20 protein-coding genes are annotated in these 25,917 nt (G+C 40.2%); 2 read left to right on the top strand and 18 right to left on the bottom strand.

Annotated features, from left to right (window positions below):
• Window positions 1–41 precede the first annotated feature (41 nt).
• The 4 genes from MKZ25_RS03610 to MKZ25_RS03595 all read right to left on the bottom strand — a co-directional run bounded on the left by MKZ25_RS03610 (window position 42) and on the right by MKZ25_RS03595 (window position 4,318).
• Complete coding sequence (locus MKZ25_RS03610) at window positions 42–665, bottom strand: TVP38/TMEM64 family protein (protein ID WP_340800180.1); 624 nt, start codon at window positions 663–665, stop codon at window positions 42–44.
• Window positions 666–806: 141 nt separating this feature from the next.
• Window positions 807–1,976 (bottom strand): PDZ domain-containing protein, encoded by a 1,170-nt coding sequence (locus tag MKZ25_RS03605; protein ID WP_340800179.1) that lies wholly within the window; start codon window positions 1,974–1,976, stop codon window positions 807–809.
• A 223-nt stretch (window positions 1,977–2,199) separates the two neighbouring features.
• Window positions 2,200–3,627 (bottom strand): S41 family peptidase, encoded by a 1,428-nt coding sequence (locus MKZ25_RS03600; protein WP_340800178.1) that lies wholly within the window; start codon window positions 3,625–3,627, stop codon window positions 2,200–2,202.
• Between the two features lie 118 nt (window positions 3,628–3,745).
• Window positions 3,746–4,318, bottom strand: coding sequence for a peroxiredoxin family protein (locus tag MKZ25_RS03595; protein ID WP_340800177.1), 573 nt, complete (start codon window positions 4,316–4,318; stop codon window positions 3,746–3,748).
• A 300-nt stretch (window positions 4,319–4,618) separates the two neighbouring features.
• Here MKZ25_RS03595 and MKZ25_RS03590 point away from each other — a divergent pair, with 300 nt between their 5' ends.
• On the top strand, window positions 4,619–6,289 hold the full coding sequence (locus tag MKZ25_RS03590) for a sensor domain-containing protein (RefSeq protein WP_340800176.1): 1,671 nt from the start codon (window positions 4,619–4,621) through the stop codon (window positions 6,287–6,289).
• 75 nt (window positions 6,290–6,364) lie between these two features.
• Here MKZ25_RS03590 and MKZ25_RS03585 read toward each other — a convergent pair whose 3' ends face one another.
• The 7 genes from MKZ25_RS03585 to MKZ25_RS03555 form a co-directional block, all read right to left on the bottom strand.
• Entirely contained in the window at window positions 6,365–7,663 is a 1,299-nt protein-coding gene (locus MKZ25_RS03585; protein ID WP_340800175.1) for a murein hydrolase activator EnvC family protein, read from the bottom strand.
• 133 nt (window positions 7,664–7,796) lie between these two features.
• On the bottom strand, window positions 7,797–8,693 hold the full coding sequence (ftsX, locus tag MKZ25_RS03580) for a permease-like cell division protein FtsX (protein WP_340800174.1): 897 nt from the start codon (window positions 8,691–8,693) through the stop codon (window positions 7,797–7,799).
• Window positions 8,683–9,369 carry a cell division ATP-binding protein FtsE gene (gene ftsE, locus MKZ25_RS03575; protein ID WP_008403596.1) on the bottom strand — a complete coding sequence of 229 codons (687 nt, stop codon included), beginning with the start codon at window positions 9,367–9,369 and terminating at the stop codon, window positions 8,683–8,685. The genes ftsX and ftsE overlap by 11 nt, the downstream gene beginning before the upstream one ends.
• A 508-nt stretch (window positions 9,370–9,877) precedes the next feature.
• Window positions 9,878–11,092 (bottom strand): DUF4097 family beta strand repeat-containing protein, encoded by a 1,215-nt coding sequence (locus MKZ25_RS03570; RefSeq protein WP_340800173.1) that lies wholly within the window; start codon window positions 11,090–11,092, stop codon window positions 9,878–9,880.
• A gap of 86 nt (window positions 11,093–11,178) precedes the next feature.
• Window positions 11,179–14,046 (bottom strand): excinuclease ABC subunit UvrA, encoded by a 2,868-nt coding sequence (gene uvrA, locus MKZ25_RS03565; RefSeq protein ID WP_340800172.1) that lies wholly within the window; start codon window positions 14,044–14,046, stop codon window positions 11,179–11,181.
• A gap of 5 nt (window positions 14,047–14,051) precedes the next feature.
• A complete protein-coding gene (gene uvrB, locus MKZ25_RS03560; RefSeq protein ID WP_340800171.1) occupies window positions 14,052–16,034 on the bottom strand; it encodes an excinuclease ABC subunit UvrB in 1,983 nt (660 codons plus the stop codon).
• Between the two features lie 366 nt (window positions 16,035–16,400).
• Window positions 16,401–16,640 carry an IDEAL domain-containing protein gene (locus MKZ25_RS03555; RefSeq protein WP_079524745.1) on the bottom strand — a complete coding sequence of 80 codons (240 nt, stop codon included), beginning with the start codon at window positions 16,638–16,640 and terminating at the stop codon, window positions 16,401–16,403.
• 187 nt (window positions 16,641–16,827) lie between these two features.
• On the opposite strand from MKZ25_RS03555, the gene MKZ25_RS03550 reads away from it, so the two are divergent.
• Window positions 16,828–17,319 (top strand): competence protein ComK, encoded by a 492-nt coding sequence (locus MKZ25_RS03550; RefSeq protein WP_340800170.1) that lies wholly within the window; start codon window positions 16,828–16,830, stop codon window positions 17,317–17,319.
• A 5-nt stretch (window positions 17,320–17,324) separates the two neighbouring features.
• Here the strand turns inward: MKZ25_RS03550 and MKZ25_RS03545 are convergent, their stop codons facing one another.
• From MKZ25_RS03545 to MKZ25_RS03515, 7 genes are all read right to left on the bottom strand, one after another.
• Entirely contained in the window at window positions 17,325–17,678 is a 354-nt protein-coding gene (locus MKZ25_RS03545) for a hypothetical protein (RefSeq protein WP_340800169.1), read from the bottom strand.
• Window positions 17,679–17,850: 172 nt separating this feature from the next.
• Window positions 17,851–18,955, bottom strand: a protein-coding gene (gene prfB, locus MKZ25_RS03540) for a peptide chain release factor 2 (RefSeq protein WP_340802967.1) whose coding sequence is annotated in 2 segments (ribosomal slippage) — window positions 17,851–18,882 and window positions 18,884–18,955 — 1,104 coding nt in all. Because the reading frame shifts where the segments join, the coding sequence is not laid out codon by codon here.
• A 266-nt stretch (window positions 18,956–19,221) separates the two neighbouring features.
• A complete protein-coding gene (secA, locus tag MKZ25_RS03535; RefSeq protein ID WP_340800168.1) occupies window positions 19,222–21,732 on the bottom strand; it encodes a preprotein translocase subunit SecA in 2,511 nt (836 codons plus the stop codon).
• 239 nt (window positions 21,733–21,971) lie between these two features.
• A complete protein-coding gene (locus tag MKZ25_RS03530) occupies window positions 21,972–23,141 on the bottom strand; it encodes an RNA-guided endonuclease InsQ/TnpB family protein (protein WP_340802966.1) in 1,170 nt (389 codons plus the stop codon).
• Between the two features lie 865 nt (window positions 23,142–24,006).
• Complete coding sequence (hpf, locus tag MKZ25_RS03525) at window positions 24,007–24,564, bottom strand: ribosome hibernation-promoting factor, HPF/YfiA family (RefSeq protein WP_340800167.1); 558 nt, start codon at window positions 24,562–24,564, stop codon at window positions 24,007–24,009.
• 160 nt (window positions 24,565–24,724) lie between these two features.
• Window positions 24,725–25,102, bottom strand: a complete 378-nt coding sequence (locus MKZ25_RS03520) for a PilZ domain-containing protein (protein ID WP_340800166.1) — start codon at window positions 25,100–25,102, stop codon at window positions 24,725–24,727.
• Window positions 25,103–25,339: 237 nt separating this feature from the next.
• Window positions 25,340–25,882 (bottom strand): competence protein ComK, encoded by a 543-nt coding sequence (locus MKZ25_RS03515; RefSeq protein ID WP_340800165.1) that lies wholly within the window; start codon window positions 25,880–25,882, stop codon window positions 25,340–25,342.
• Window positions 25,883–25,917 lie beyond the last annotated feature (35 nt).

Genomic DNA, 25,917 nt, shown 5'->3' with positions numbered 1-25,917 from the left:
TGTCTTTTCACAATTTGTTAAAAGACAAGACTTATAGTTTTTCACTTTTGTTTTCGTAACTTTCCAATCTCACGCAAATCCCTTTCCACACGCTTATTTAAAATGTGTTCGATCAATTTGCCGATTCCCCAAATGATTAAAATAATGACAGCTGAAATAATAAGTTTTACAGGAGAGGTTAAAATATCACGTAGATCACTGCCTAAATAGCTTATTAAAAAGATTAATATCGGTTTTGAAATAAGGAGTGTCAAAAAATAATATTTCTTTTTTATATTGGATAAACCTGCAACCGTATTGACAACTACAACAGGTGTGAATGGTAGGCACAGCAGTACAAACAATGGTGTAAATCCTCTAATATCCACCCAGTTAATCAGTTTCTTCACTTGCTTCTGCTCTTTAATCCGTCTGAAAAGGCGGTATTTTCCGAACATGCGAATCATTAGGAAAAACATATAGGAACCTGCGACCGTTCCAAGCCAGGACAGTAAAAAGCCCCAAAACAAACCGTAAGCTGCAGCATTAGCAATGATGATTACAAACAGCGGCAATATCGGCAAAAATGATTCTAAAAAAGTTAATAAAATCCCGAAAAACGGACCTAACAACTTATATTTCTCTACAATTGTTTCAATATTATCGATTGTCAGCCAATCTAGCATAACCGCTCACCCCTACCAAAAACGATAAAAATTTCTGAATTTACAACAATGCTGTCTTTGTACAATTTTATATTAACATAAATTGTTTATACCCGTTTCAACAAAAAAAAAGAACCTCGTTTTAGCGAGATTCTATTGAAATTAACTAACAACTAATAACCCGATTTTGTGGTTATCATCACGATGGACAACATGCTGGGCAAGACGCAACTCGCCGGAATGATCAAGCACTTCCAAACGGCAATGGGCAGCATTAATCTGCAGTGCTTTATACAAATCTTCTTCTGTAAAAACATCTTGTCCATTCACACGTTTAATAATTTCACCTGCGACAAGTCCCATTTTTTCTGCCGGAGAATCCGGTAAAATGCCGGCAATCATCACACCTTTATCACTGCGTACAACCGCATAACTGTGGCGGTCCTCTGAGCGGCTATAATGTATACCAATAATTGTACGGGAAATCGCGCCTATTGCTAATGCAGCAGCACCGAGTACCGGTAAAAGGTATGCGGCCAACCCGACGATGAGCACAAATTGCCCTATCATTATTATTACACGTCCCATTTGAGGATAAACATTCATCGGCAGCTTTTGGCGCACCATCTGCTGGAAGCCGATAATAAACGGGAAAACAATGATTGAAAACTGGTCTGCCCCGATTGTAAACTGTGGCCAATATGGCGCAAAATTTTGAATGCCTTCACCTGGAATAACAGTAAATACCGGCAAAATCCAAAGCTGTTTACTAAAATACCCTATCCCGTTTAATCCACGCTTTGTTTTCTCCACAATCGGTGAAGCAAAACGGGCACCATAACGGCGAATTAAAATTCCTTCCGCCATGAGCAAGAGCCCCGTCATAATCGGAACGGTCATAACAAGTTCGTCCGTAACATTTCTGCCTGCCAGTTCGATAGGTCCGAGTGTATATGACCAATCCTGCCATTGCATCCAAACGATTCCACAAAACGCAACCGCCATCACAATCGCCGGCGATAATAATTGATACATATAAATGATTAAACCTGCGAAACTTACAATAAATACAATTGTCAATAATTCGAGTGATACTGTTAAGCCTATAACAAGACTAAATAAGGAAATAATCACGGACAGCATAAAACCCATCGCAAGCATATTATTCAGCTCGGACCAGCCACCTAGTATCCGTCGGTTAAAATACCTTCGTTCGCGCTTCACTCGGCGATACCCTAAATATACTGCGGAAATGATGGCGACATAAAACAAAGGATTTATAAAAAACCGGCCAATCCCTTTTAAAATTTCAATCAAAACTGTTCCATCCATATTCTCACCTACCGTACGAATAATTGTACCAAATCCTTTCCGTAATGCGTAGTCCCATTTGTACCGGAAATGAAATAAAGGCTTGATGGGAAAATTGGCGATCTAGGGGGTGAGTTAAATAAGACGGGTATCTTTCAGACTGTTTTCTAAATAAAATATTCAGCAAATAAAAAAAGCCCATTTCGTTTAAGAAATGAGCACCCAATCTCCTTTACACTATCCATCACTCAAACTGATGCATAATATAACTAATCGCCATCTGCAGCTGCATGTCGTTTACTTTCGACTGTTTGAATGTCTGCAGTTCTTTCGTTAATTCATTGAAAAATACTTCATCCATATAGCTTCCTTCTGCAATATCATGCTTATGTCTGAAGCTTTCCACTTCCTGAGCTGTATCCTTATCAAAGAATCCATCTGTCCGGCTGATAGCGTAGCCCAGTTCACTTAAAATACGCTGGCTGTAGGCAACTTCTTCACTGTATTCTCCCTCTTCATAGCGCCCTTTCAGAATTTTTGTTTCCACACTGTAAAGAGGATGCTGTGTCACTTCGACATCCGGCTCGATCCCAACATCATGAATCCACTTTTTAGAAGGAGTAAGCCATTTGTTCGTCGATAATTTTACTTCTCCGCCATTTTGAAGGTCCCATGTTTGCTGAACCGTTCCTTTACCGAAGCTCGTCACCCCAATTATGACCGAACGCTTCCAGTCCTGCAGGGCACCCGCAAACACTTCACTGGCTGATGCGCTTCCTTCATTTTGGATAAGTGTTAAAGGCGTGTCGCGCAGCCAATTTGCGTAAGGCTGGAACTGCTCGACTTTCTTTGTTTTCAGCGGCTCTGTTACACCGTCATGATTTTGCATGTACGCAAAGATTTTTTCTTTTTGCTCGAACATGCTCATCATTTGGGTAACACTATGTAAATAGCCACCTGGATTGTCCCTCACATCAATGATTAACCCTTCCACTTCCTCCTTAATTACACCATCAAGAGCCTCTTTCCACTCCTCTGCTGTTTTTTCGCCAAATAGATTGATCGTTATATAGCCGAGTTTTTTTCCTTCTACCTCGAGGACTTCAGCTTCCACCGTATCATTTTTCAAGCGTTCCCTTTTCATGACCAACTTTAAATGCTGATCCATATCCGGGCGATAAATGACAAGTTCTACTGCTTCCCCTTCTTTGCCATACATCAGTTTACGAACTTCCCCCATTGATTTTCCGTCAAGTCGTACCTCATTAATTTGTACAAGCTCATCCAATGGTCGAATACCCGCTTTTTCTGCAGGCGAGGCTTTAATCGGAGCCACGACGATAATCTTGCCGTTTGCTTCTGCCAATTCAACGCCAATGCCAATTCGTTCACTTGCGAGTGTCTGTTTATGTAATGCTGCTTCCTGCTCCGAATAATAAGTGCTGTAGGGGTCGTTTATTGCATTTGCCATCCCTCGCAGTGCACCTTCCACCAACTTTTCAGAATTGACATCATAAACAGATTCGCTCGTTATTAATTGATGCAGTTCATTGACTACCGCAAAATCTGCCTGCTCCTCCTGTGGCTGCGCCTTTATTTTCAACACGCCATAAACAATCACTCCAATACACACCATCACAACGACTAATAAAAAAATCCGACTTTTCCGCACGAATTCTCCTCCGTTCCATAAAATTTATGAAGCAAATGAAAGATTCATACTTATAAAGTCGAATTTAAACGTAACAAAATGAAGATAATTTTAGATTTCAAGTATGCGAACCCGAACCTTAATCCAGTTGCATCACATTTTCCCGTAATGCGTCCAAATCCAGCGGGCCAATGATCTGCTTCTGTATTTTCCCCTCTGTATCAATCATATAGGTTGTTGGCATCGTCAAGATTTCATACTGAAAGGCGACTGCTTCGGTTTGTTCCAAAACGATCGGAAAGGTGATATCATAGCTTTTTAAAAACTGCTCAACACGCTCCAGCTTTTCGTTTGCATAGGTCATATTAACACCGACAATTTCCACATTGTCTTCTTTACGGTATTTTTCATAGTATTTTTGCATATGCGGCATTTCCGCTTCACATGGAGGACACCAGGTCGCCCAGAAATTCAGTACGACACGCTTCCCTCTTAGCTCCGACAATGTCAATGGCTCGCCCTGTAAACTATATAATGTAAAATCCGGTGCAAACTGACCTTTTTCAAGGCCCACTTCTTCGCCCAGTTCAACTTCTTTCCCTAATGCTTGTTCGTTGATTGCAGTACTTTGATCGATTTCAGCTTTTATGTAAGTGCCAAGCATCGTGATGACAAGCACTAAAATAATACCGATTCCAATATTCTTTTTCATCAGCTTCACCCCATCATTTCTTCCTACTAGTACATTATCATAACTTTTAGATAATTATTCAAACCGGATTAATTTCTTTTTTGGAATTTACGTATCTTATATTGGGAAAGGAGTAAGTCTACTCTATGCCAACTAAAGTTAATCAATTGACGGAAAATCGATTAGCTTCTATTATAAATAAATTAAGCACCATAATTAGGAGTAATGAAAAAATTCCAAACACTGAATTTATCTATGAAGATGCCCATACTTACTTCAGGAGAAATAAATTTTAGTTCAGTTTAAACAAGGGGAACTTTTATGGAAAACTTTTATAAAGAAGTTTTAATGAACGTTATGAAAGATATGATTTTTATTCTTAAAGTTGAGAACGATGATTTTCTTTTTCAATTCATTAATACTGCTGTAATGGAACGTTTAGATTGGTTTAACGGTATGATTGGCTCCAGCATTATGGATATTGAACCTGCGGAAAAAGCAGAATTTTTATATAAACAATATAAGAAAGTTGTTATGAGCCAAAAAAGCTATACTTATGAAGATATTTATGAAAAGAATGGTAATAAATATTATGCTGAAACCATTTTAAGCCCCTATTTTGACGATAACGGAAAAGTTGATCATATCATAGCAGTTGTGCGAGACATTACACATGAAAAAAATGCTCTTTCCGATGCAATGAAAATGGTGAACAGCCTCGCTGAAAGCAGTGAGCGTTACCATTCTTTATTTTTCCATAATACAGATGGCATTTTTATTCTAAATAAAATGGGTTATATCACTGATGGAAACGAAGCAAGTGAACAGATTACCGGCTATAAAATTAAAGAGCTGTTTGGTAAATCACTTAATGAGTTAGTTGACCCGGAAGATAAAGATAATCTGGATACTCTTATAAATGAAGCAGTGAAAGGAACTAATAATAGTGGCAATTTAACCTTCAAAAATAAAAATGGCGAGCAGGTTAGCACTCTATTTAAAATCATTCCTCTTTTCATTGAGGAAAAAATGATTGGACTATATGGAATTTTGAAAGATGTAACGGAACAGCTGCAAAGCATTAACAAGCTGGAAGAAAGTGAGAAACGTTTTCGAATAATTGCAGAGAACGCACAGGATTTAATTACACTTATCAATAAAGACGGAGAAATCATGTATGTTTCCCCTTCCTATAAAAATATATTAGGGTATTACCATCAAGAATACCTTAAGAAAAACTTCCTTCATAATGTTCATTTAGATGATCAGGAAGGCTTGATAGAAATTGTTCAAAATTCGATAAATTCAGGTGAACCTTTTACGATTCAATTTAGACAAAAAAATGCTGAAGGAAATATGATCTGGTGTGAATCCATCGGAAATCCGGTGTTCAACCACAAAAATTCCTTCCAATATATGGTCGTACTCACTCGAGATATAACTCTAAGAAGAGAATATGAATCCAAATTAAAATATTTTGCATATCACGACACATTAACGGACCTTCCAAATCGATTATTTTTCAAAGAACAATTTGCCTTTGCAAAAGAACAATTTTTAACTAATAATATTGCTCCAGCTCTTATTCTATTGGATATTGACCATTTTAAACTGATTAATGATACTTATGGCCATGATATTGGCGATGCGGTTATACAAGAATTTGGATCTCGTATTAAAGCTTCTATCCGGGATCATGATATGGTGGCAAGATTAGGCGGAGATGAATTTGTCATTCTGCTCTCAAATATTCAAAGCTCTAACAATGCCGTAGAAATTGCTGAAAGAATTCAGCATACGATCCATCAGCCTTGGGTAATGAACGGTCATACTTTAACGGTTACAACAAGCATGGGAATTGCGACGGCCTCGAGTCAACTGAATTTTACTGAATCGGATTTAATGAAAAAAGCTGACATTGCATTATACGAAGCCAAAGAAAGCGGGAGAAATTGCTATAAATTATATAAAAATCCCCCTACTACCCTTTAAGAATTTTACCATTGTTCCTTATAAGCAAAATAAAAAGGCCGAACTTTAATTGTTAAAGTTCGGTCTTTCCCTATTTTACAATGAAATATAATTTAATGGGTTAACGGCATTTGAACGGCTGCCATTCCATTCCCCTACATGGATTTCAAAGTGAACATGCGGTCCAGTTGAGTTACCTGAATTCCCAAGTCGAGCAATTTGCTGACCTTTCGAAACGGATGCACCAACACTCGTATTAAACCCGCTTAAATGGGCATATGTTGTCGTGAATAATTGTCCTTCAATCGAGTGGGTAACCATCACAACATTGCCGTACCCATTCATCGAACCAACATAAGAAACAACCCCATCTGCTGCTGAAACAACCGGTGTACCGATTGAGTTGGCAATGTCAACGCCTAAGTGATTTTTACTTCCGATCGGTCCGATATCACGTCGGCCGAACCCTGATGTAAAACGGCCTGCTGCAGGCCTTGTCCAATGTCCTGCCGAAACAACCGGCAAGTTTCCGGAACTGACAGCACTGTTGCTGCTGCTTTGTCTTTTCTTCTTAGCTGCTGCTGCTTCCAATGCTTTTTGACGGGCAACTTCCGCTAATCGGCGCTGCTCTTTAAGAAACTTCTCTTCCAGCTCTTTACTTAATTCTACTTTATCATCGTACTCTGCTTTAAGTTGCGTTTTCTCAGCATGCAGTTTAGCTTCTTCTTTTTCAAGCTCTGCTACTAACTGTTTCTTTTCTTGCTTTTGTTGATTTAAAGAAGCCATCAAACTTTTTAATTCTGCTTTATTCGCTTCAAGATTTTCTTTTTTCTTCACAAGCTCCAGCTTTTGAACTTCCAGCTTTTCCTGGTCTTCTTTTTGCTCACGCATAATTTGACGGTCTGCATCCATAAGTGTACTTACAGCGGAAAAGCGATCGATAAAGTCTACGAAACTATTTGCTCCGAGCAGGACATCCAGGTAGCTCACTGTACCTGATGACTGAATCGCGCGTGCACGATCGCGCAACAGCTCATTACGCTGTTCGATTTTCTCTTTTAATTCTGCAATTTCCTTTTCTAAAACCGAAATTTCTTGATTTGCAATTTCAATATCCAATTCAACAACGGCAATATTATGATTTGTTTTGTTAATTTCTGCGCCAAGTTGTTCTAGTTGTGAGATAATTTTTTGCTGTCTGTTTTGATTTGTTTGAATTTCATTTGATTTTATTTCAAGTGATTTGTTAATTGATTTTTTTTCTGCTTCGAGTTGACTGCGCTCTTTTTTCAGTTCACTTAATGATGCTGCATATGCTGCCGGTATTTGAACAAATAACACTAGTGCAAGTATTGCTGCAATGATTTTAAATGAACGCGTCGTTAGCTTCTTCAAAAACTTTTCCCCCTAAATGCATGGATAATAGTGGCTCTTTTTGTTTCTCTTAGATGTTTCAAATGAGCCACTTTCCATTATTTTCGTCATTGTCGATTTTGCCTTGGCAATGTTTGACAGTCGCTGAAAGAAGTTATACTTTTAAAAACTTACGAACTGACATGAAACTTCCCCATATACCGATGAACATCCCGATGAAGATTATTAATCCGTTCACCTGGTACATAAGTGGTGTTATTTCTAACAATTGGAATAGCTCCCCTTTTAATCGAGGGGCCAATAAATCATAAATTTTGTAATAAGCAATTGTAACGGCTGCGACCGGAATAATAGATCCAATCAAACCAAGCCACATTCCTTCCAATACAAATGGAATGCGGACGAAAGAATTTGTAGCCCCTACAAGCTTCATAATTTCAATTTCATCTTTACGTGCAATAATCGTAATGCGAATAGTATTTGAGATTAAGAACATCGCTGTAAACAGCAGTCCTAAAATTAATACGAGTCCGACATTACGAGCGATTTCCAGGAAGTTAAATAGTTTTTCTACCTTACCCTCGCCATATTTTACTTCAAAAGTATTTTCCAAGCTATCAATCTGCTTAGCAACATCCGCTGTTTTCAAAGGATCTACAGCTTTGACATACAGCACATTATATAACGGGTTGTTCTGTTCGAATAAACTTAATTCATCACCAAAATCTTTGATCAGTTTACTTAATTCTTGTTCTTTTGAAGAATATGTAACTTCCTCGACATCCGGCATATTTTGAATCTTGCCAAGTAGCTGTTCTTCTGCAAGCTTTGCTTCTTCCGCTTCCGGAATAATATCAATCATGACACGAATTTCTACATCGTTTTCCAGATCGGAAGCGACTTTGTTTAAATTCATCATAATCGCAGCAAATACACCAACCAATAATAATGTGACCGTTACCGCACTGATCGAAGCCAGTGTCATCCAGCTGTTACGGCCTAATGATTTAAAACTTTCACGGAAATGACGGGCAATTGTTCTAGTTTTCATAGCCGTAGTCACCTCCGTATTCATCACGGACGATCATTCCGCCTTCAATGGCAATAACTCTTTTACGCACTGTATTTACGATTTCACGGTTATGTGTTGCCATCAAAATCGTCGTACCCTGTCGATTGATTTCCTCAAAAATATTCATAATTTCCCATGAAGTTTCCGGGTCTAAATTTCCTGTTGGCTCGTCCGCAATCATCACTTTCGGACGGTTTACAATCGAACGGGCAATGGCTACACGTTGCTGTTCCCCGCCTGACAGTTCATTCGGCAGCATTCGCACTTTATGCTTTAGGCCAACCAGTTCGAGTACTTCCATTACTCGTTTACGGATGACGCTTGGCTGTTCTTCAATTACTTCCATCGCGAACGCTACATTTTCATACACTGTTAAGCGCGGCAATAATTTAAAGTCCTGGAAGACAACACCAAGATGACGGCGCAAATGGGGTACGCGGTTATTTTTTAGCGTTCTCAAATTGATGCCATTAATGATGACATCGCCGGAAGTCGGTTTTTCTTCACGGTACATCAACTTGATGAATGTCGATTTCCCTGCTCCACTCGGGCCGACAATATACACAAATTCACCTTTTTTTATATGAACCGTAATCCCGTTTGCGGCGACAACCCCATTAGGATACTTCTTCACTACATTATTCATTTCTATCATTCACGAAACCACCTAAGCTCTAAATCTAGAATTTTATATTTTAGTCTTACCCATTATAGCATTTTCAGGCTTAAAATTTATTACATTTTCTTTTCAATGTAAGCCCTGTCTCGTTTTCTAGCTCTCGGAACTGCCATGACAACATTATAAAAATTCGTTTGTAGCTAAATTTTCATGGAAATACGCTTATTTTTTGGTTTTCGTAATGTATTTGTTAAAGTATGAAATGTTCTTAATATAATAAAATACTCTACACTATTTTTAATTATTCGACGTTTTCAGTGAAAACCCTTCTCACTATTTGGATTAATTTGGAATTTAAAGGAGATATTTTAGAAAGAGCATTTTTCTATGTAGGATTGCGGCAGTTTGTGACTTTTTATTGGAGATTTGGCGAAAAACAAAATAAAAGGCACCCAAATTCTTTATGAGAAGATGGATGCCTGATTTTATAAAGGAGTTTGTTGCTTTAAAACCTTACTGAAAAACTGAAACTAAAATCCGGTGCCTATTGCAGCGTATAGCGTACCAGAACTGTACCTGTGCGGGATTCTCCTACTAATTTCAGGAGTTTCGCGCCTTCCACTTCTTTTGTGAAGCGTACCGATTTTGACAGGAATTGTTCCTCTTCTTCTGTAACCAGTACATCACTTAAACCGATATCTGCTTTTCCGAAGTTAGAATATACCTGACCATCCAGTGCGACTGTTTTCGGCACGTAAATTTCTACTGAACCCGATAGTGCACGGGCCTTGATTTTATGCGCTTCCGCACTTGTTGTTGTAATGACAACATGTCCGTTCATCGATTCAGCTTCGACTTCTTTTAATTCGCCGTCAACGTAAATACGACCATTCGCTGTACCGATTTCCAAATCTTCACCTTTAATTTGACGTGCTTCTACTGCACCATTGCTCGTTTGCAGTTCCGCATGGTCAAATGTCGCATTTTCCAGACGGATTACGCCGTTATGAGTACGCGCTTTAACTAGCTTCGCATCAATCTGTTCGATTGAAACACTGCCTGTTAATAATTTCGCAATGACTACATCATAATGTTTTTCTGGAATAGCAACTTGCACCTTCACTTGCGCAAATTTATTCGTAGACTGGATAAATAATTTGTCATTTGTCAGCTTCGACATATTTTCCGTTGCCTGTGTAATCGTTTCTTCCTCAGTACCTTTTAACGGTGTTTTCCCCGTCACATTTACAGTAACTAAGTCATCCGTAGCACGTACGATGTCAACTTTACCATTGGCGATTTCTAGCTCTACCCCTTTTACATCTGCTACAGGGTACGCATACGTTTTAGTGAATTCCACTTTCTCTCCAAACGGTGTATCAATATCAAGTTCTTTAAACTTCGACAATGCCGCACCGACTAATCCTGTCATGCGCGTGCTGAACTGTGATAAATCCTGCTTAATATCGCCCATGAACTCGTCCATTTTTTTATTGAATTCTTTATCGTTAAATGACTTGCCGAAAACATCTTCAAATCCTGTTGTTTTACGTCTTTCTTTTTGCTCTTCAAAAACCGGTTCTGCCTCATGCGGTTCTTCCTCAAACTTTTCTTCAAAAACCGGTTGTTCAACTGGTGCTGCTTGTGATGGAGTGGATTCCTTTTCCGACGACAATTTTTCCAATAATACAATTGCCTCTTCTGCCGTAATTGTGCCGCTTTCAACTAATTTTAAAATGCGTTTACGTTCTTCTTGCATAAAAAAATTCCTCCCTCTGCTTCGTATATAGTTATTATACGAGGAGGGAGGACGAAAAGTTTCGTTTGCGCTCTTAGTTTTTCAATCTATTTATTTTGCGCTTCTTTAATTCTTGATTCCATCCGCTCACGATCGCGTTCCAAAATCGGCTTTAAGTAGCGTCCTGTATAACTTTCTTCCACTTCAGCAATTTTTTCCGGAGTACCAGTCGCTAAAATCGTACCGCCACCTTCACCGCCTTCAGGACCTAAATCAATAATATGGTCGGCTGTTTTGATCACATCGAGATTATGCTCAATAACAAGCACGGTCTCCCCGTTTTCAACTAAGCGCTGCAGTACAAGCAGCAGACGGGAAATATCATCCGCATGCAAACCGGTCGTCGGCTCATCCAAAATATAAAATGACTTCCCGGTTGAACGACGGTGCAACTCCGACGCCAATTTTACACGCTGTGCTTCCCCGCCGGATAATGTTGTCGCAGGCTGGCCAAGTTTCACATACCCTAGCCCCACATCGACAATCGTTTGCAGTTTACGCTGGATTTTCGGCAAGTTCCCGAAAAACTCCAACGCGTCTTCTACTGTCATTTCTAAAATATCGGAAATATTTTTATCTTTGTATTTTACTTCCAGTGTTTCACGGTTGTAACGCTTCCCGTGACAAATTTCACATGGCACATAAACATCCGGCAGGAAGTGCATTTCGATTTTAATAATGCCATCCCCGCGGCAGGCTTCACAACGTCCGCCTTTTACATTAAACGAAAAACGTCCTTTTTTATAGCCGCGCACTTTCGCTTCATTCGTCATGGCAAAAACATCACGAATATCATCGAATACACCAATATAGGTTGCAGGATTAGAACGCGGAGTACGGCCGATTGGCGATTGGTCCACATCGATTACTTTCTCCAGCTGTTCCAGACCTTCTATTGTTTTATGCTTGCCCGGCTTCACTTTTGCCCGGTTCAGTTTTGAGGCGAGCGATTTATATAAAATTTCATTGATCAATGTTGATTTACCGGAACCTGATACACCTGTTACAGCAATGAACTGCCCTAATGGAATATCGACACTGACATTTTTCAGGTTATTTTCGGAAGCACCTTTAATCTTTATTTTTCGGCCATCGGATTTACGGCGTTCAAGCGGCAGCGGAATAAATTTCTTCCCGCTCAAATATTGGCCGGTAATCGACTCTTTGTTTTTCATTACTTGCTTTGGCGTACCTTGTGCAATGACTTGACCGCCGTGTACACCGGCACCCGGTCCGATATCGATCAGGTGATCCGCTGCCATCATCGTATCTTCATCATGCTCAACGATAATTAATGTATTACCGAGGTCGCGCATATTTACAAGTGTATGGATTAAACGGTCGTTATCACGCTGGTGCAGCCCGATTGACGGCTCGTCCAGAATATAAAGAACACCTGTTAAACGGGAGCCGATCTGTGTCGCCAGTCGAATACGCTGTGCTTCCCCGCCGGATAAAGTTCCGGCAGATCGTGCAAGTGTTAAGTAATTTAAACCGACGTCCAATAGGAACTTCAATCGTTCAATAACTTCACGAATAATTAATTTCGCAATCTGGCGTTCTTTCTCCGTTAACTCTATTGAACTAAAGAAATCATACATTTCCTGAATGGAGTGGCGTGTCGCTTCCGAAATGTTCTGGTCTTTAATTTTCACTGCCAGCGTTTCCTTTTTCAGACGGTGCCCTTTACAAGTAGCACACGGCTGTTCAGTCATGTACTTTCGCATCGATTCACGCACATAATCCGAAGATGAATCTGTGAAGCGGCGCTCGATATTTGCGATGACACCTTCAAATTCAATATTTTTCTTATGCACACTGCCATAATCATTCGTATATTCGAATAGCATCTTTTCTTTTCCTGAACCGTATAAAATTTTATCCATTTTCTCCTTAGGAATATCTTTTACCGGTACATCCATCGGTATATTGTAATGCTTGCACACAGATGCCAGCAGCTGCGGGTAATAGTTGGACGATACGGATTCCCATGGTGCAATCGCATTTTCTAGCAATGTTAAATCCCAGTTGTGAATAACCAGGTCGATATCGGCTTTTGCCTTACTTCCAAGTCCGTCACATGTAGGACAGGCCCCGAACGGACTGTTGAATGAAAACATGCGCGGTTCGAGTTCTCCGATTGAAAAGCCGCAAAGCGGACATGCGTGATGCTCACTGAATAACAGCTCCTCATGATCGATTACATCGACCAGAACTCGACCATCCGCAATTCTGAGCGCGGCTTCAAGGGAATCACTAAATCGTGTTTCATTGCCCTCTTTTACGACAACACGATCCACGACTACTTCAATTGTGTGCTTCTTATTTTTATCGAGCTCGATATTGTCATCGAGATCACGCAGTGCCCCGTTTACACGAATCCTTACAAATCCTTGCTTTTTCAAGTCTTCCAGCAGCTTTACATGCGTTCCTTTTTTCCCTTCGATAACTGGAGCAAGCAGCTGCATTTTCGTGCGCTCCGGATATTCCATCAGACGGTCGACCATTTGCTCAACTGTCTGTGATGTGATTTCAATCCCATGTGTCGGGCAATACGGTTTTCCGATACGCGCAAAAAGCAGTCGCAAATAATCATAAATCTCTGTTACTGTCCCGACCGTCGAGCGCGGGTTACGGCTCGTCGTCTTCTGGTCAATCGAGATTGCCGGTGACAGTCCTTCAATTGTATCGACGTCCGGCTTGTCCATTTGCCCTAAAAATTGTCGTGCATATGCAGACAATGATTCGACATAACGGCGCTGCCCTTCCGCATAAATCGTATCGAATGCCAGTGATGATTTACCGGAACCTGAAAGCCCTGTCACAACGACAATTTTATCGCGAGGAATTGTGACATCAATATTTTTTAAATTATGCGCTCGTGCACCCTGTACGACAATTTCTGTATTTTTCACATTGTTCACCCTTCTGCTTTCAATTCAAATATCATGTCACGTAATTCAGCCGCGCGTTCAAAGTCAAGCGCTTTTGCGGCTTCTTTCATTTCTACCTGCAATGTCGCAACAAGCTTCTCCAGCTCTTTTTTTGTCAGCTTTTTGCCGCCTGTCACTTTTGTAATATATGTTTCTTCCCCTTCCGCAGCTTGTGTAGCACGGATAATATCAGGAATCTTTTTAATAATAGTTTTCGGTGTAATACCATGTTTTTCATTGTAGGCCATTTGCGTTTCACGACGGCGTTTCGTTTCACCGATCGCTTTCGTCATTGAATCCGTCATATTATTGGCGTACATAATGACATGACCGTTCGAGTTACGTGCAGCACGCCCAATCGTTTGAATGAGTGAACGTTCCGAACGGAGGAACCCTTCCTTATCCGCATCCAAAATCGCGACAAGGGATACTTCCGGAATATCAAGACCTTCCCGTAATAAGTTAATGCCAATCAGCACATCATATGTCCCTTTACGAAGTTCCCGGATAATTTCGATCCGCTCGAGCGTCTTGATTTCCGAGTGCAGGTATTCGACCTTCAAGCCCATTTCTTTTAAATAGCTTGATAAATCTTCAGACATCTTCTTCGTCAATGTCGTAACGAGTGTCCGTTCATTACGACGAATACGCTCATGGATTTCATCGATCAAATCATCAATCTGCCCTTCAATCGGACGGATATCAATTGTCGGATCAAGCAACCCTGTCGGACGAATAATCTGCTCCACCATGTCCGGTGTATGCTCCAATTCGTACGGGCCCGGTGTTGCCGATACATAAATTGCCTGGTTTACTTTTGACTGGAACTCATCAAACATGAGCGGTCGGTTATCCAGTGCGGACGGCAGACGGAAGCCATGCTCGACCAGTACCCCTTTACGAGCCTGGTCCCCATTATACATACCACGTACTTGCGGTAATGTAACATGGCTTTCATCAACGACAAGCAAAAAGTCTTCCGGGAAGTAATCCAATAGTGTATACGGTGTCGCACCTGCTTCACGCAATGTCAAATGGCGTGAGTAGTTTTCGATACCTGAGCAGAACCCCATTTCCTTCATCATTTCCAGATCATAGTTTGTCCGTTGCTCCAGACGCTGTGCTTCCAGTAATCGGTCTTCCGAACGCAATACGGCAAGACGCTCTTCCAGCTCTTTTTCGATATTTTCAATGGCAACTTTCATCTTCTCTTCGCGGGTAACGAAGTGGGATGCCGGGAAAATAGCCACATGCTGACGGTCCCCTAGAATTTCGCCTGTCAGTGCATCCACTTCACGGATCCGGTCTACTTCATCTCCGAAAAACTCGATACGGATACAGTGTTCATCGCGTGATGCCGGGAAAATTTCGACAACATCCCCGCGCACTCGGAATGTACCGCGTGTAAAGTTAATATCATTACGTTCATATTGAATGTCGACCAACTTTCGCAGTAGCTGATTGCGCTCGATTTCCATCCCTGTACGAATGGAAACGACCATTTCGCGATATTCTTCCGGATTACCGAGACCGTAAATACACGAGACGGACGCGATAATAATGACATCTTTTCGTTCAAATAACGCAGTCGTTGCCGAGTGGCGCAACTTATCGATTTCTTCATTAATACTTGAATCCTTTTCAATGTACGTATCGGTTTGCGGTACATACGCTTCCGGCTGGAAATAATCATAGTAGCTGACGAAATACTCAACCGCATTGTCCGGGAAAAATTCTTTAAACTCGCTATATAATTGGCCGGCGAGTGTTTTATTGTGTGCCATCACGAGCGTCGGCTTATTTACTTCTTTAATTACATTGGAAATCGTAAATGTTTTACCCGTTCCTGTCGCCCCAAGCAATGTTTGGTGACGCTTGCCTTCTTTAACCCCTTGTATGAGCTGTTTAATCGCTTCCGGCTGATCCCCGGCAGGCTGATAGGCGGACTGTATTGTAAAAGTTTCTGTCATAGTCAGATTGTCCTTTCTGTCGCTTATATTATGTTCTATTTTAACATACCCGTTTTTAATTTACGATAAAATCGCGAACGTACATTCGAATTTTGTGTGTTGGCGTCGTTTTCGGCGGGTTTTCGGCGGGCTTGGTTTATTAGAACTTTTGTCGCGGATATTAGAAATGATCGGATGCTTATTTGAAGATCGGGGGCGGTTATTCGAAAATCCCGGGCACTTATTAGAAGAATTATCCTTTTTATTATAAAATATCCAGTTTATTAGAACTATTTTAATTTTATTGGAAACTTTCCATCATTTATTAGAAGATAACCGGAACCCGCATCTTACGCATAAAAAAAAGCCACCTGAATTGGGCGGCTCTTAAGAAACGGTTTCCAATAACTCTTTTAACTCTGTAGTATAGCTGTGAAATGCTTGTTCGTTCTTTTGATCTAACGATGTATCGATAAGTAACTTTAATTGTTCAATACGTTGCATCCGCTGCAACCGACTAATAAATAAATCTAAATAAATTTCATTCAATAGCTTCTCTGCATGATGTTCAGTGGACTGCTGACTAACCGCCTTTAAAAAGTCTGTATACGAATAATATTTATCCATCGATATCACCTCGACCTCTTTTAACCATTATAAATTAACAATCATACAATTTGCAATATATTCTGAAAAATTATCATATGACAGAATTTTCTAAATATAATGTTGATTTTTGACAGTTTATGCAGTAGTTTAGATGTATAGTGAAAATTTAAGCGATTAAAAAAGTAGGAAAGATAGGGGATACAAAATGATTAGTAATTTAACACAAAAATCCAATTACATTATTTCTAACTCTACCTTCTGTTTGAGGTCCTATCAGTATCGGGATAAAATTCATACTGCCATTTCGGACAAGTACGGTCAATCTGCTTCTCCGTATAAACCTTTAAAAATTATTCGCGATACGTGTCGCCTGCATGGAAGTTCCTATGACGCCAGCAAATATCAGGCGAGGCGATTCTTCGGAGAGAATAAACATAAATTGCCGATAATGGTTGCCTATGATTTCGGAGATCCGTGCATTTTATTTCCGCTATTTTCGCCGTATTCACCTCAAAATATTTGGTTATCCTTAAACCCTATTATTAATATTAGTGAGGACGGTGATCAAACGCTCGTTACTTTTGTGGATAATACTGAGATTAGTCTGGATATCAATATGAAATCGTTCAACCAGCAATATGTACGCGCTGCGATGTACTATAAATATCTGCTTTTACAGCGCAATGCCATCTTATGATAGCATCAGCTTTTTTTAAAATATTCAGCAAGAAGTAACTCACATTGATTACGAAGGCGAATATTCGAATATCTTCTACACTCCATGATCCCCCCAAAGTAAAAATGATACTCGGTAAACAAATCATCCGTTTTGCCTCTCACTAAGCGCATCTGATGAAGTTTAAAATAGTCCTTCGTTTCTTTTAAGTCATGCTCTATTTTGATTCGTACAGCATCGATTAATTGCAAATAGGGATTTTTAAATTTGACAGGACTTTGCTCCACTATTGTGTAATCTTTCCCAAGAATAATTAACAGCAACGGCAAATAAATCCCAGCCTCATAATACGGAATCGTTTTAGAAGGAATTTGCAGCATACGAATACCTCCATTTAATAAGAACGTTTGTTTGTATATGTATTTTCACATATTTTTTTACATTTGACAAGTGGAAAATGAATACCTTGCTTAAATTTCACTAAAAAAACCGTGCCTTAGCTTTTTTACTAAGGCACGGCTTTCACTTTCTTGGGCGGATAACCACAAGATGCTAGTATGAGATTTTTGAGCGTAAATAGGCAGTAATGAAAATATCAAGATCCCCATCCATTACAGCGCCTACGTTTCCAGTTTCGGCACTTGTACGGTGATCTTTTACCATTGAATACGGATGGAAGACGTATGAACGAATTTGCGAGCCCCAGCCGATTTCTTTCTGTTCTCCACGAATTTCGTCCAGCTGTGCCTGCTGCTTTTCGATTTCCAGCTGATAAAGTTTCGACTTCAGCATCTTCATTGCTGCATCGCGGTTTTTAATCTGTGAACGTTCTGACTGACATTGTACAACGACACCTGTAGGAAGATGGGTAATACGTACAGCCGAGTCGGTCGTGTTAATATGCTGACCACCTGCACCCGTTGCGCGGTACGTATCGACTTTCAGGTCTTCTGTTCGTACATCGATTTCGATTTCATCATTGAATTCCGGCATGACATCACATGATACGAATGATGTATGGCGGCGGCCCGAAGAATCGAACGGTGAAATACGCACGAGACGGTGTACGCCTTTTTCCGCTTTTAAATAGCCATATGCATTATGGCCTGAAATTTGCAGTGTTACCGATTTGATGCCGGCTTCATCACCTGGCAAATAGTCGATTGTCGTTACTTTAAAGCCGTGCTTCTCTGCCCAGCGTGTATACATGCGTAATAGCATCGAGCCCCAGTCCTGTGACTCTGTACCACCTGCACCTGGATGCAGTTCTAAAATGGCATTGTTTTTATCGTATGGTTCTGATAAAAGCATCTGCAGTTCGAATTCTTCCATTTTCGATTGGAATTCAACAAGTTCATTGCCTAGTTCTTCCTGCAGTTCTGCATCTGGTTCTTCGCGTAAAAGTTCGAGCGTCATTTCTAGATTTTCCTGTGTGTCGACTAAGTCCTTGAATTCATTGACAACTGCTTTTATGCCGTTGCTTTCGTTAATAATTGCCTGTGCACCGTTCTGGTCATTCCAGAATTCGGGTTCAAGCATCAGTTCATCTAGTTCCTGGATACGTGCCTCTTTGTTTTCTAAGTCAAAGAGACCCCCTGAAGTCCGCTAGTTTTGTAGCTGTATTTTCGAGTGCATTACGCACATCTGCTAATTCCATCATATATTTTCCTCCGTATTGAAGCGTCAAGTAATCGTCCTTCGTCACCCGTTGGTCTCCGTTCCAGGGTGGACGCTTTCCGGGGGCGTGGCCTGAGCCTGTAGTCTCAGGCGTCACGCTATTCCCCCAGGAGTCGCCACCCTTCCACTCCGACCAACTAGAGTAAATTGAATAAACCATTTCTTTATTTACGCTAGATCATATAAATCATTATAAAACAAACCGGGTCATTGAGCATAGTTTCAATGACCTCGGTTTTGTTGCTTTTATTGGCCTACGCCGTGGCATGATTTGTATTTTTTGCCGCTGCCGCATGGGCATGGGTCGTTGCGTCCAATGTTTTCTGCTCTGCGTGTTGGCAGTTTTTTCGGTTTCGCTGCACCTTCTTCTTTCGGGTTGACAGCTTGGCCTTTTGCTACTTCTTCACGTTGCAGATTGCTGCGGATTTCCGCTTTTAATGCATACTTCGCCACATCTTCACGTACTGCTGCGACCATATCTTCGAACATTGCGAAACCTTCTTGCTGGTATTCGCGCAATGGATCGTTTTGACCGTAAGCTCGCAAGTGAATCCCTTGACGTAACTGGTCCATTGCATCGATATGATCAATCCATTTCGAGTCGATTGATCGCAGTAAAATAACCTTTTCGAATTCGCGCATACGCTCTGGTGTCATCGCTTCTTCTTTTTCATCATAGCGTGCTGTCACTTTTTCAGAGATGAGTGCAATCATTTCTTCCGGTGATTTATTTTCCAGCTGATCTTTCGTAATATCGCCTTCATCTAAAAGATTCGCTGCGATATAGTCTTCCAATGCATCCAGTGTCCAGTTTTCCTTCTCACCTTGTGTATGAAGGGCTACTTGATTTTCGATTGCCTGAGAAATCATCGACTCAACCAATGCTCGCATGTTTTCCGAATCCAATACTTCTTCACGTTCTTTGTAAATCACTTCACGCTGTTGACGAAGTACATCATCATATTGCAATAGACGTTTACGTGCATCGAAGTTATTCCCTTCGACACGTTTCTGTGCTGATTCTACCGCTTTTGAAACCATACCTGACTGGATCGGCTGTGTATCGTCCATACCAAGTCTTGTCATCATCGATTTCATCTTATCAGAACCGAAGCGGCGCATTAATTCATCTTCCAAAGAAAGATAGAATTGCGTTACCCCCGGATTCCCTTGACGACCAGAACGACCACGGAGCTGATTATCAATACGGCGTGATTCATGACGTTCCGTACCAATTACCGCTAAACCGCCAATTTCAAGGACACCTTCACCCGGCTTAATGTCCGTACCACGACCTGCCATGTTTGTCGCAATCGTAACGGCGCCTTTTTGACCGGCATTTAAAATAATATCCGCTTCACGCTCATGGTTTTTCGCGTTTAACACGTTATGCGGGATTTTAAATTTCGTTAAATATTTTGAAATGATTTCCGATGTTTCGATTGCAACCGTACCAACCAGTACCGGCTGGCCATTACGGTGACGTTCTGCAATATCTTCCGCAACCGCTTTAAACTTGCCTTCCATCGTTGCAAAAATCAGATCAGGACGGTCATCACGGGCAATCGGTTTATTCGTAGGAATCGCTACAACCTGCATATTGTAGATGTTGCGGAATTCCTCTTCCTCTGTTTTCGCTGTACCTGTCATACCAGAAAGTTTCTCGTACATACGGAAATAGTTCTGGAATGTAACGGTCGCCATTGTCATCGATTCATTTTGAATATCGAGACCTTCCTTCGCTTCAATCGCCTGGTGTAAGCCATCCGAATAGCGGCGGCCTTTCATTAGACGACCAGTAAAGCCGTCAACGATTACAACTTCCCCGTCCTGCACAACATAGTCGACATCTTTATGCATCGATGCATGGGCTTTTAAGCTTTGGTTGATTGCATGGTTTAAGCGGACATGTGCCAGATCGAATAAGTTGTCGATGCCAAATGCACGCTCCGCTTTTTCGATCCCTTGCTCTGTCAGCGTTACGCCTTTTGTTGACTCTTCATAGTTGTAGTCTTCATCCTGCTTTAACATACGGGCAAATGCATTTGACTGTACATAAAGCTGTGCAGATTTCCCTGCTTGTCCGGAAATGATCAACGGTGTACGCGCCTCATCGATTAAAATTGAGTCAACCTCATCGATTACCGCATAATAAAGCGGACGCTGTACACGGTCTTCTTTGTATAACACCATGTTGTCACGTAAATAGTCGAAACCTAGCTCATTGTTCGTCGAATATGTAATATCCGCAGCATACGCTTCACGCTTTTCTTCTTTTGACAGGCTATTCAGGTTCAGTCCGACCGTTAAGCCTAACCAATTATATAACTCTCCCATTTCTGTCGCGTCACGGCTTGCCAAATATTCGTTGACCGTTACGACATGAACACCTTTACCAGTAAGCGCATTTAAATAAACGGACATTGTCGACGTTAACGTTTTACCTTCACCGGTTTTCATCTCCGCGATATTACCTTCATTTAATGCAGCCGCCCCCATAATCTGAACGCGGAACGGGAACATGCCAAGAACACGGCGAGATGCTTCACGAATTGTCGCAAATGCCTCAGGCAGCAAAGAGTCCACTGTTTCACCGTTTTGATAACGGTTTTTAAATTCTTCTGTTTTCGCTTTTAAAGCATCATCAGAAAGGCTTTCAAACTGCCCTGCCAATGCTTCTACTTTATCTGCAGTCTTTTCTAAACGCTTTACTTCTTTTTTATTGAAATCAAATAATTTATTTAATATGTTTGCCATCGAATTGGTCACTTCCGATACGAAAAATTTGTCAAAATAGAGTTATATCTACACAGAAACAATTTTTACTGTGGCACGACTTATATCTTTCAATTTTCGTCTTGTGCCTTCCTGCTTCAATTATTACTTTTCGAGTCTCGTTTCACCGAAGCTACTACGATTTGCTAGGACTCTCCACAGGCTTCAATTCCGCAGTATCGTTGCGTACATATCTAAGGTTTCAGATTTGTGAAAAGCCTTTAGATTGGATAATTCGCTAAATTAATGGAAGCATTCAAGTCTCTGTCCATTTTATGACCGCACGAACAGTTAAAGATACGGTCAGATAATTTCAGGTCTTTCTTTATACTTCCACAACAAGAACACATTTTTGAAGAGGGATACCATTTATCCGCCTCTACAAATTCAATGCCGTACTTTCTGCACTTATATTGAATCTGTCTTTTAAACTCAAATAAGCATTGTTTCGCAATCGCTTTTGATAAATGCCTATTCTTCATCATATCTTTAATATTCAATGTTTCCATTACAATACGAGATGGTTTGGTTTTCACAATCTCAATGGATACTTGATGAAGATGGTTTGTTCGGATATCCGTTAGTTTTTTATGAATCATTCTAATCTTAGCGTTTTGTTTTTGAATGTTTTTCAAGGATTTCAATGGTTTTTGGTAGAGTGGTTTGCGATTTTTAGTATGACCAATAGTATTGGCTTCTATTTTACGAGTTAGCTTACGTTGTTCTCGTTTTAATTTTTGTTCTAATCGCTTCACTTCTTTTGTTTTATTGATGTTCTTTTTGACTGCGCCATCTGAACAGACCGCTAGCTCCTTAATCCCCACATCAATACCTAAATACTCACCAGTTAATTCTACGTTTTCACATCTTACCTCATAGCCAATCGATAAAAACCAATTTTGCCCATCATACGAGATTCGCGGGTTTGAATAGGTTTCACCTTTAGGTAGCTTTGGCAGTGGATGATACGTTTTCACAACACCCAACTTTTCTCCTCTAAAACCTTCTTTTGTACGACTAAGACTTTCATAATTTACGTAAAAACTTATTTTACCTCTTCGTTTACTTTTGAATTTTGGTTTATCTGATAGACCTGCAAACCAGCGCTTTCTAGCGGCGTCTGCATCTTTTACAGCTTGTTTCATGACGTTGCTACTAACTTCTTTTAACCATAAATGCGTTGTCGGTTTCAATACATTGTTAATATATTTTCTGACGTCGCCTTCTTTAATGGTGTTCTTTTCATGCTTACCCTCAAGATATTCTGCATAATGCCGTTCACTTTCAGCAAGAAAGAAGTTGTAAGCCCAACGAGCCGTTCCAGCAAATTGCCAAAATAAAAGTTCCTGTTGTTTTGTTGGTTTCAGTTTTATCTTCATCGATAGAATCATCGTAGAAGAATGAACCTTCTCTTGTTTCGCGACTTTTCCAGTGGATGTTATTTCCACATGTATCACCTCCACGCTCTATTTACATAAATATAGCATGGAGGCTTGCCTAAATACAAACGTATGTTCTGTTCCGATAAATTTTTCTCGTTCACGTAAAAGCGCAACCTTTTACGCAGTCTTTCCCTTACGAGTAGACTTCTTATGCTTTCACATAAGCGCAGACTATTTGTTCACCTCTACAACTAGGGGTGCGGTATTTTTCTTCCGCCATTTGCTTGCGGCTTTACTCTCCCTCAAGGAGATAGTCGTTGAAGGTGTCCCATATCCATGCTAGACTTAGGGATTTCCCTGCTAAACACCCATTGTATTAGCACGTAGCACTCCGTTTCCTATCTTTCACGATTACCCGTCGATAGACACTAAGAGGTTTTTTTCAGCCTATGCCATCCTTATTATTTTTTCTGCTTTCGCACCATAACGTTTACCATTTCTAGTTCCGCTTTGGTTGTAAGGCTTTAGGGGTTCAAAGCAATTAACACCGAGTACGCACCGCTCACACGATACGCAGGGTAAAACAGTTGTTCAATCTATATTATTAAAAATCAATTTCTATACATTTTTTGTAACTGTTTCGTTACCCAATAAATAGTTTCAATCTTGATTTTACCATTATATATGCATTAGGCGCAAATGAACCCTTATTCCAGTAAATAAGGCATACCATTTGGTCCCGTGCATTGCATATCGCTGTTTTTACAAATAGTGGGGAAAAGCAAATAATTAATCGGAATTTACAAGTATCTTCCTGGTCCGAGCCACACACTAAAAAAACGAACCACCCTGTTAGAGGCGATCCGTTCGCGAGTTAGTTCGTTTCGATCAGACCGTACTTTCCGTCTTTACGTTTGTAGACGATGTTCGTGCCGTCTGTTTCTGCATCTGTGAAGATATAGAAATCATGACCGAGCATGTTCATTTGTAAAACTGCTTCTTCCTGATCCATTGGTTTCAGATCAAATTGCTTCGTACGAACGATTGTATATTCATCCTCTGAAGATTCTGTGTTCGCCTCCATTTGGGATGCCACATTGGCGAAGTAGATGCCTGTACCTTCTCTATCACGGAATTTACGGTTTACTTTTGTTTTATGTTTACGAATTTGGCGTTCAAGCTTGTCGACAATTAAGTCAACAGCCGCATACATGTCATTATGACGCTCTTCGGCACGCAGCGTTAAATTTTTCATCGGAATCGTCACTTCTACTTTTGTTTGTTTATCATTGTAAACTTTCAAATTGACGTTAGCGTTCGCGTTTAGATCCTCATTGAAATAGCGTTCTACCTTTTCAATTTTGTTCTCCACATAATCACGAATCGCTGGAGTTACCTCGATATTTTCACCACGAATGTTAAACTTTAGCATGTGAACTCCTCCTTTATTACTGCTCTTACTAATCTAATTCTACATACATAAATAAAATCCTGTTACAACTTGAAACTTTTTTCATTTTTCGACAAGTTGTCCTACATATCGATAAGAAAGACACCGCATCGATAGATTAAGCTAATCGCAACCAACCAATTTACTTGCGCCCGACTTCTTTTCTACGGCGAACCTTTAATTCACTGACGATCAGTTCTTCAATACCTGGCTGATTTTCGAAGATCAAACCATATTGAAACTTATTGCCGTACTTCTTCTTCCATACGATGTCTCCAATGGCCTTAATCAATACTTCGTCTAAAATGAATTCCAGTTCCAACTGCACCAGGTTATTATTATTTTCACCAATTTCCCGAGAAGAAAACATTTTCATGCCATGCGGGCTCACATCGATGATTTCACAGGGGTATTTTATCACCTCTAATTGTTCCTGTTTTCCATTGATCAATTCTGTAAAATTTGCTTCGACCGGGACTCCAAAAGTAAAGCGGAATCCTTCTGTGCGTTTAAACGCCATAACCGTTCCTCCTAGCCATTCCTGCTACAATTTATATACCCACATTATGATGCAATATGCGATTAAATGTCTATGTGCTTAATTGCTATTTTAAGGAGAATTTGTGACTTCAAACTCATGACAATCGAACCGGAATTTTATTTTTTTGCAATAAAAGATTGTGCAACCGATAAAAATTTGAGAAACAAAAAGAGTTTCACACATTGGGATGCTCCGTTGCGTAAAACTCTATGCCTATTAATGGATTACATATTGTTCATTTATTTCTGCACATTTTAATATTATTTGCTGCTCGGCAGTTGAATATTGATGACGACTGTAAAATTGTTTTAATAAGGCAGTCGCATAATAGCTTTTTGCTTTAGTCCACTGTTTATTCAGTTTACTGTACGATACAGGCACTTTAATTCTTTCATTATGCGTTAAAACGACGATTGATTGATTTTCCGTATATGGTTCAATATCGTGGACATGATGCAATGCAAAATACAGACAATTTTCCATATTTCGCATTGCCTCTGTCGGAAACCAAATATGAACTAGCGGAGACCTCGGAATCATGATCGGGTTAATTGAGTTGGAGGTAAGGACCGCTTTTGCCGCTTCTTTCGCACCTTTTAAGCTCGAACCATGTTGTTTCAATTCCATATCCAGCAATTGCATCGGTGTGAACGGGACCTTTTTATAACCATTCGGAGTTTTCAGTAGCGTATAAAGATTATTGAGCTGATCAAATTTAGGTATTAGTACACAAGCATCATATAAGGAATTTCTATACATTTTCTATACTCCTTCCAATTTATTGTTATTATTTT

The organism is Solibacillus sp. FSL W7-1464 (assembly GCF_038004425.1).
GTDB lineage: Bacteria > Bacillota > Bacilli > Bacillales_A > Planococcaceae > Solibacillus.
Note: the sequence above shows the minus strand (reverse complement) of the source record. Positions and strands in the feature narration are given on the sequence as shown.

Coding starts and splice junctions, on each gene's coding strand:
- ftsX (WP_340800174.1), bottom strand. CDS start 8,693: ATGAAAACTAGAACAATTGCCCGTCATTTCCGTGAAAGTTTTAAATCA.
- ftsE (WP_008403596.1), bottom strand. CDS start 9,369: ATGATAGAAATGAATAATGTAGTGAAGAAGTATCCTAATGGGGTTGTC.
- MKZ25_RS03520 (WP_340800166.1), bottom strand. CDS start 25,102: ATGGCGTTTAAACGCACAGAAGGATTCCGCTTTACTTTTGGAGTCCCG.
- MKZ25_RS03555 (WP_079524745.1), bottom strand. CDS start 16,640: ATGGATAAATATTATTCGTATACAGACTTTTTAAAGGCGGTTAGTCAG.
- MKZ25_RS03605 (WP_340800179.1), bottom strand. CDS start 1,976: ATGGATGGAACAGTTTTGATTGAAATTTTAAAAGGGATTGGCCGGTTT.
- MKZ25_RS03590 (WP_340800176.1), top strand. CDS start 4,619: ATGGAAAACTTTTATAAAGAAGTTTTAATGAACGTTATGAAAGATATG.
- MKZ25_RS03570 (WP_340800173.1), bottom strand. CDS start 11,092: ATGCAAGAAGAACGTAAACGCATTTTAAAATTAGTTGAAAGCGGCACA.
- MKZ25_RS03550 (WP_340800170.1), top strand. CDS start 16,828: ATGATTAGTAATTTAACACAAAAATCCAATTACATTATTTCTAACTCT.
- secA (WP_340800168.1), bottom strand. CDS start 21,732: ATGGCAAACATATTAAATAAATTATTTGATTTCAATAAAAAAGAAGTA.
- hpf (WP_340800167.1), bottom strand. CDS start 24,564: ATGCTAAAGTTTAACATTCGTGGTGAAAATATCGAGGTAACTCCAGCG.
- MKZ25_RS03515 (WP_340800165.1), bottom strand. CDS start 25,882: ATGTATAGAAATTCCTTATATGATGCTTGTGTACTAATACCTAAATTT.
- uvrB (WP_340800171.1), bottom strand. CDS start 16,034: ATGACAGAAACTTTTACAATACAGTCCGCCTATCAGCCTGCCGGGGAT.
- MKZ25_RS03530 (WP_340802966.1), bottom strand. CDS start 23,141: ATGATTCTATCGATGAAGATAAAACTGAAACCAACAAAACAACAGGAA.
- MKZ25_RS03545 (WP_340800169.1), bottom strand. CDS start 17,678: ATGCTGCAAATTCCTTCTAAAACGATTCCGTATTATGAGGCTGGGATT.
- MKZ25_RS03595 (WP_340800177.1), bottom strand. CDS start 4,318: ATGAAAAAGAATATTGGAATCGGTATTATTTTAGTGCTTGTCATCACG.
- MKZ25_RS03610 (WP_340800180.1), bottom strand. CDS start 665: ATGCTAGATTGGCTGACAATCGATAATATTGAAACAATTGTAGAGAAA.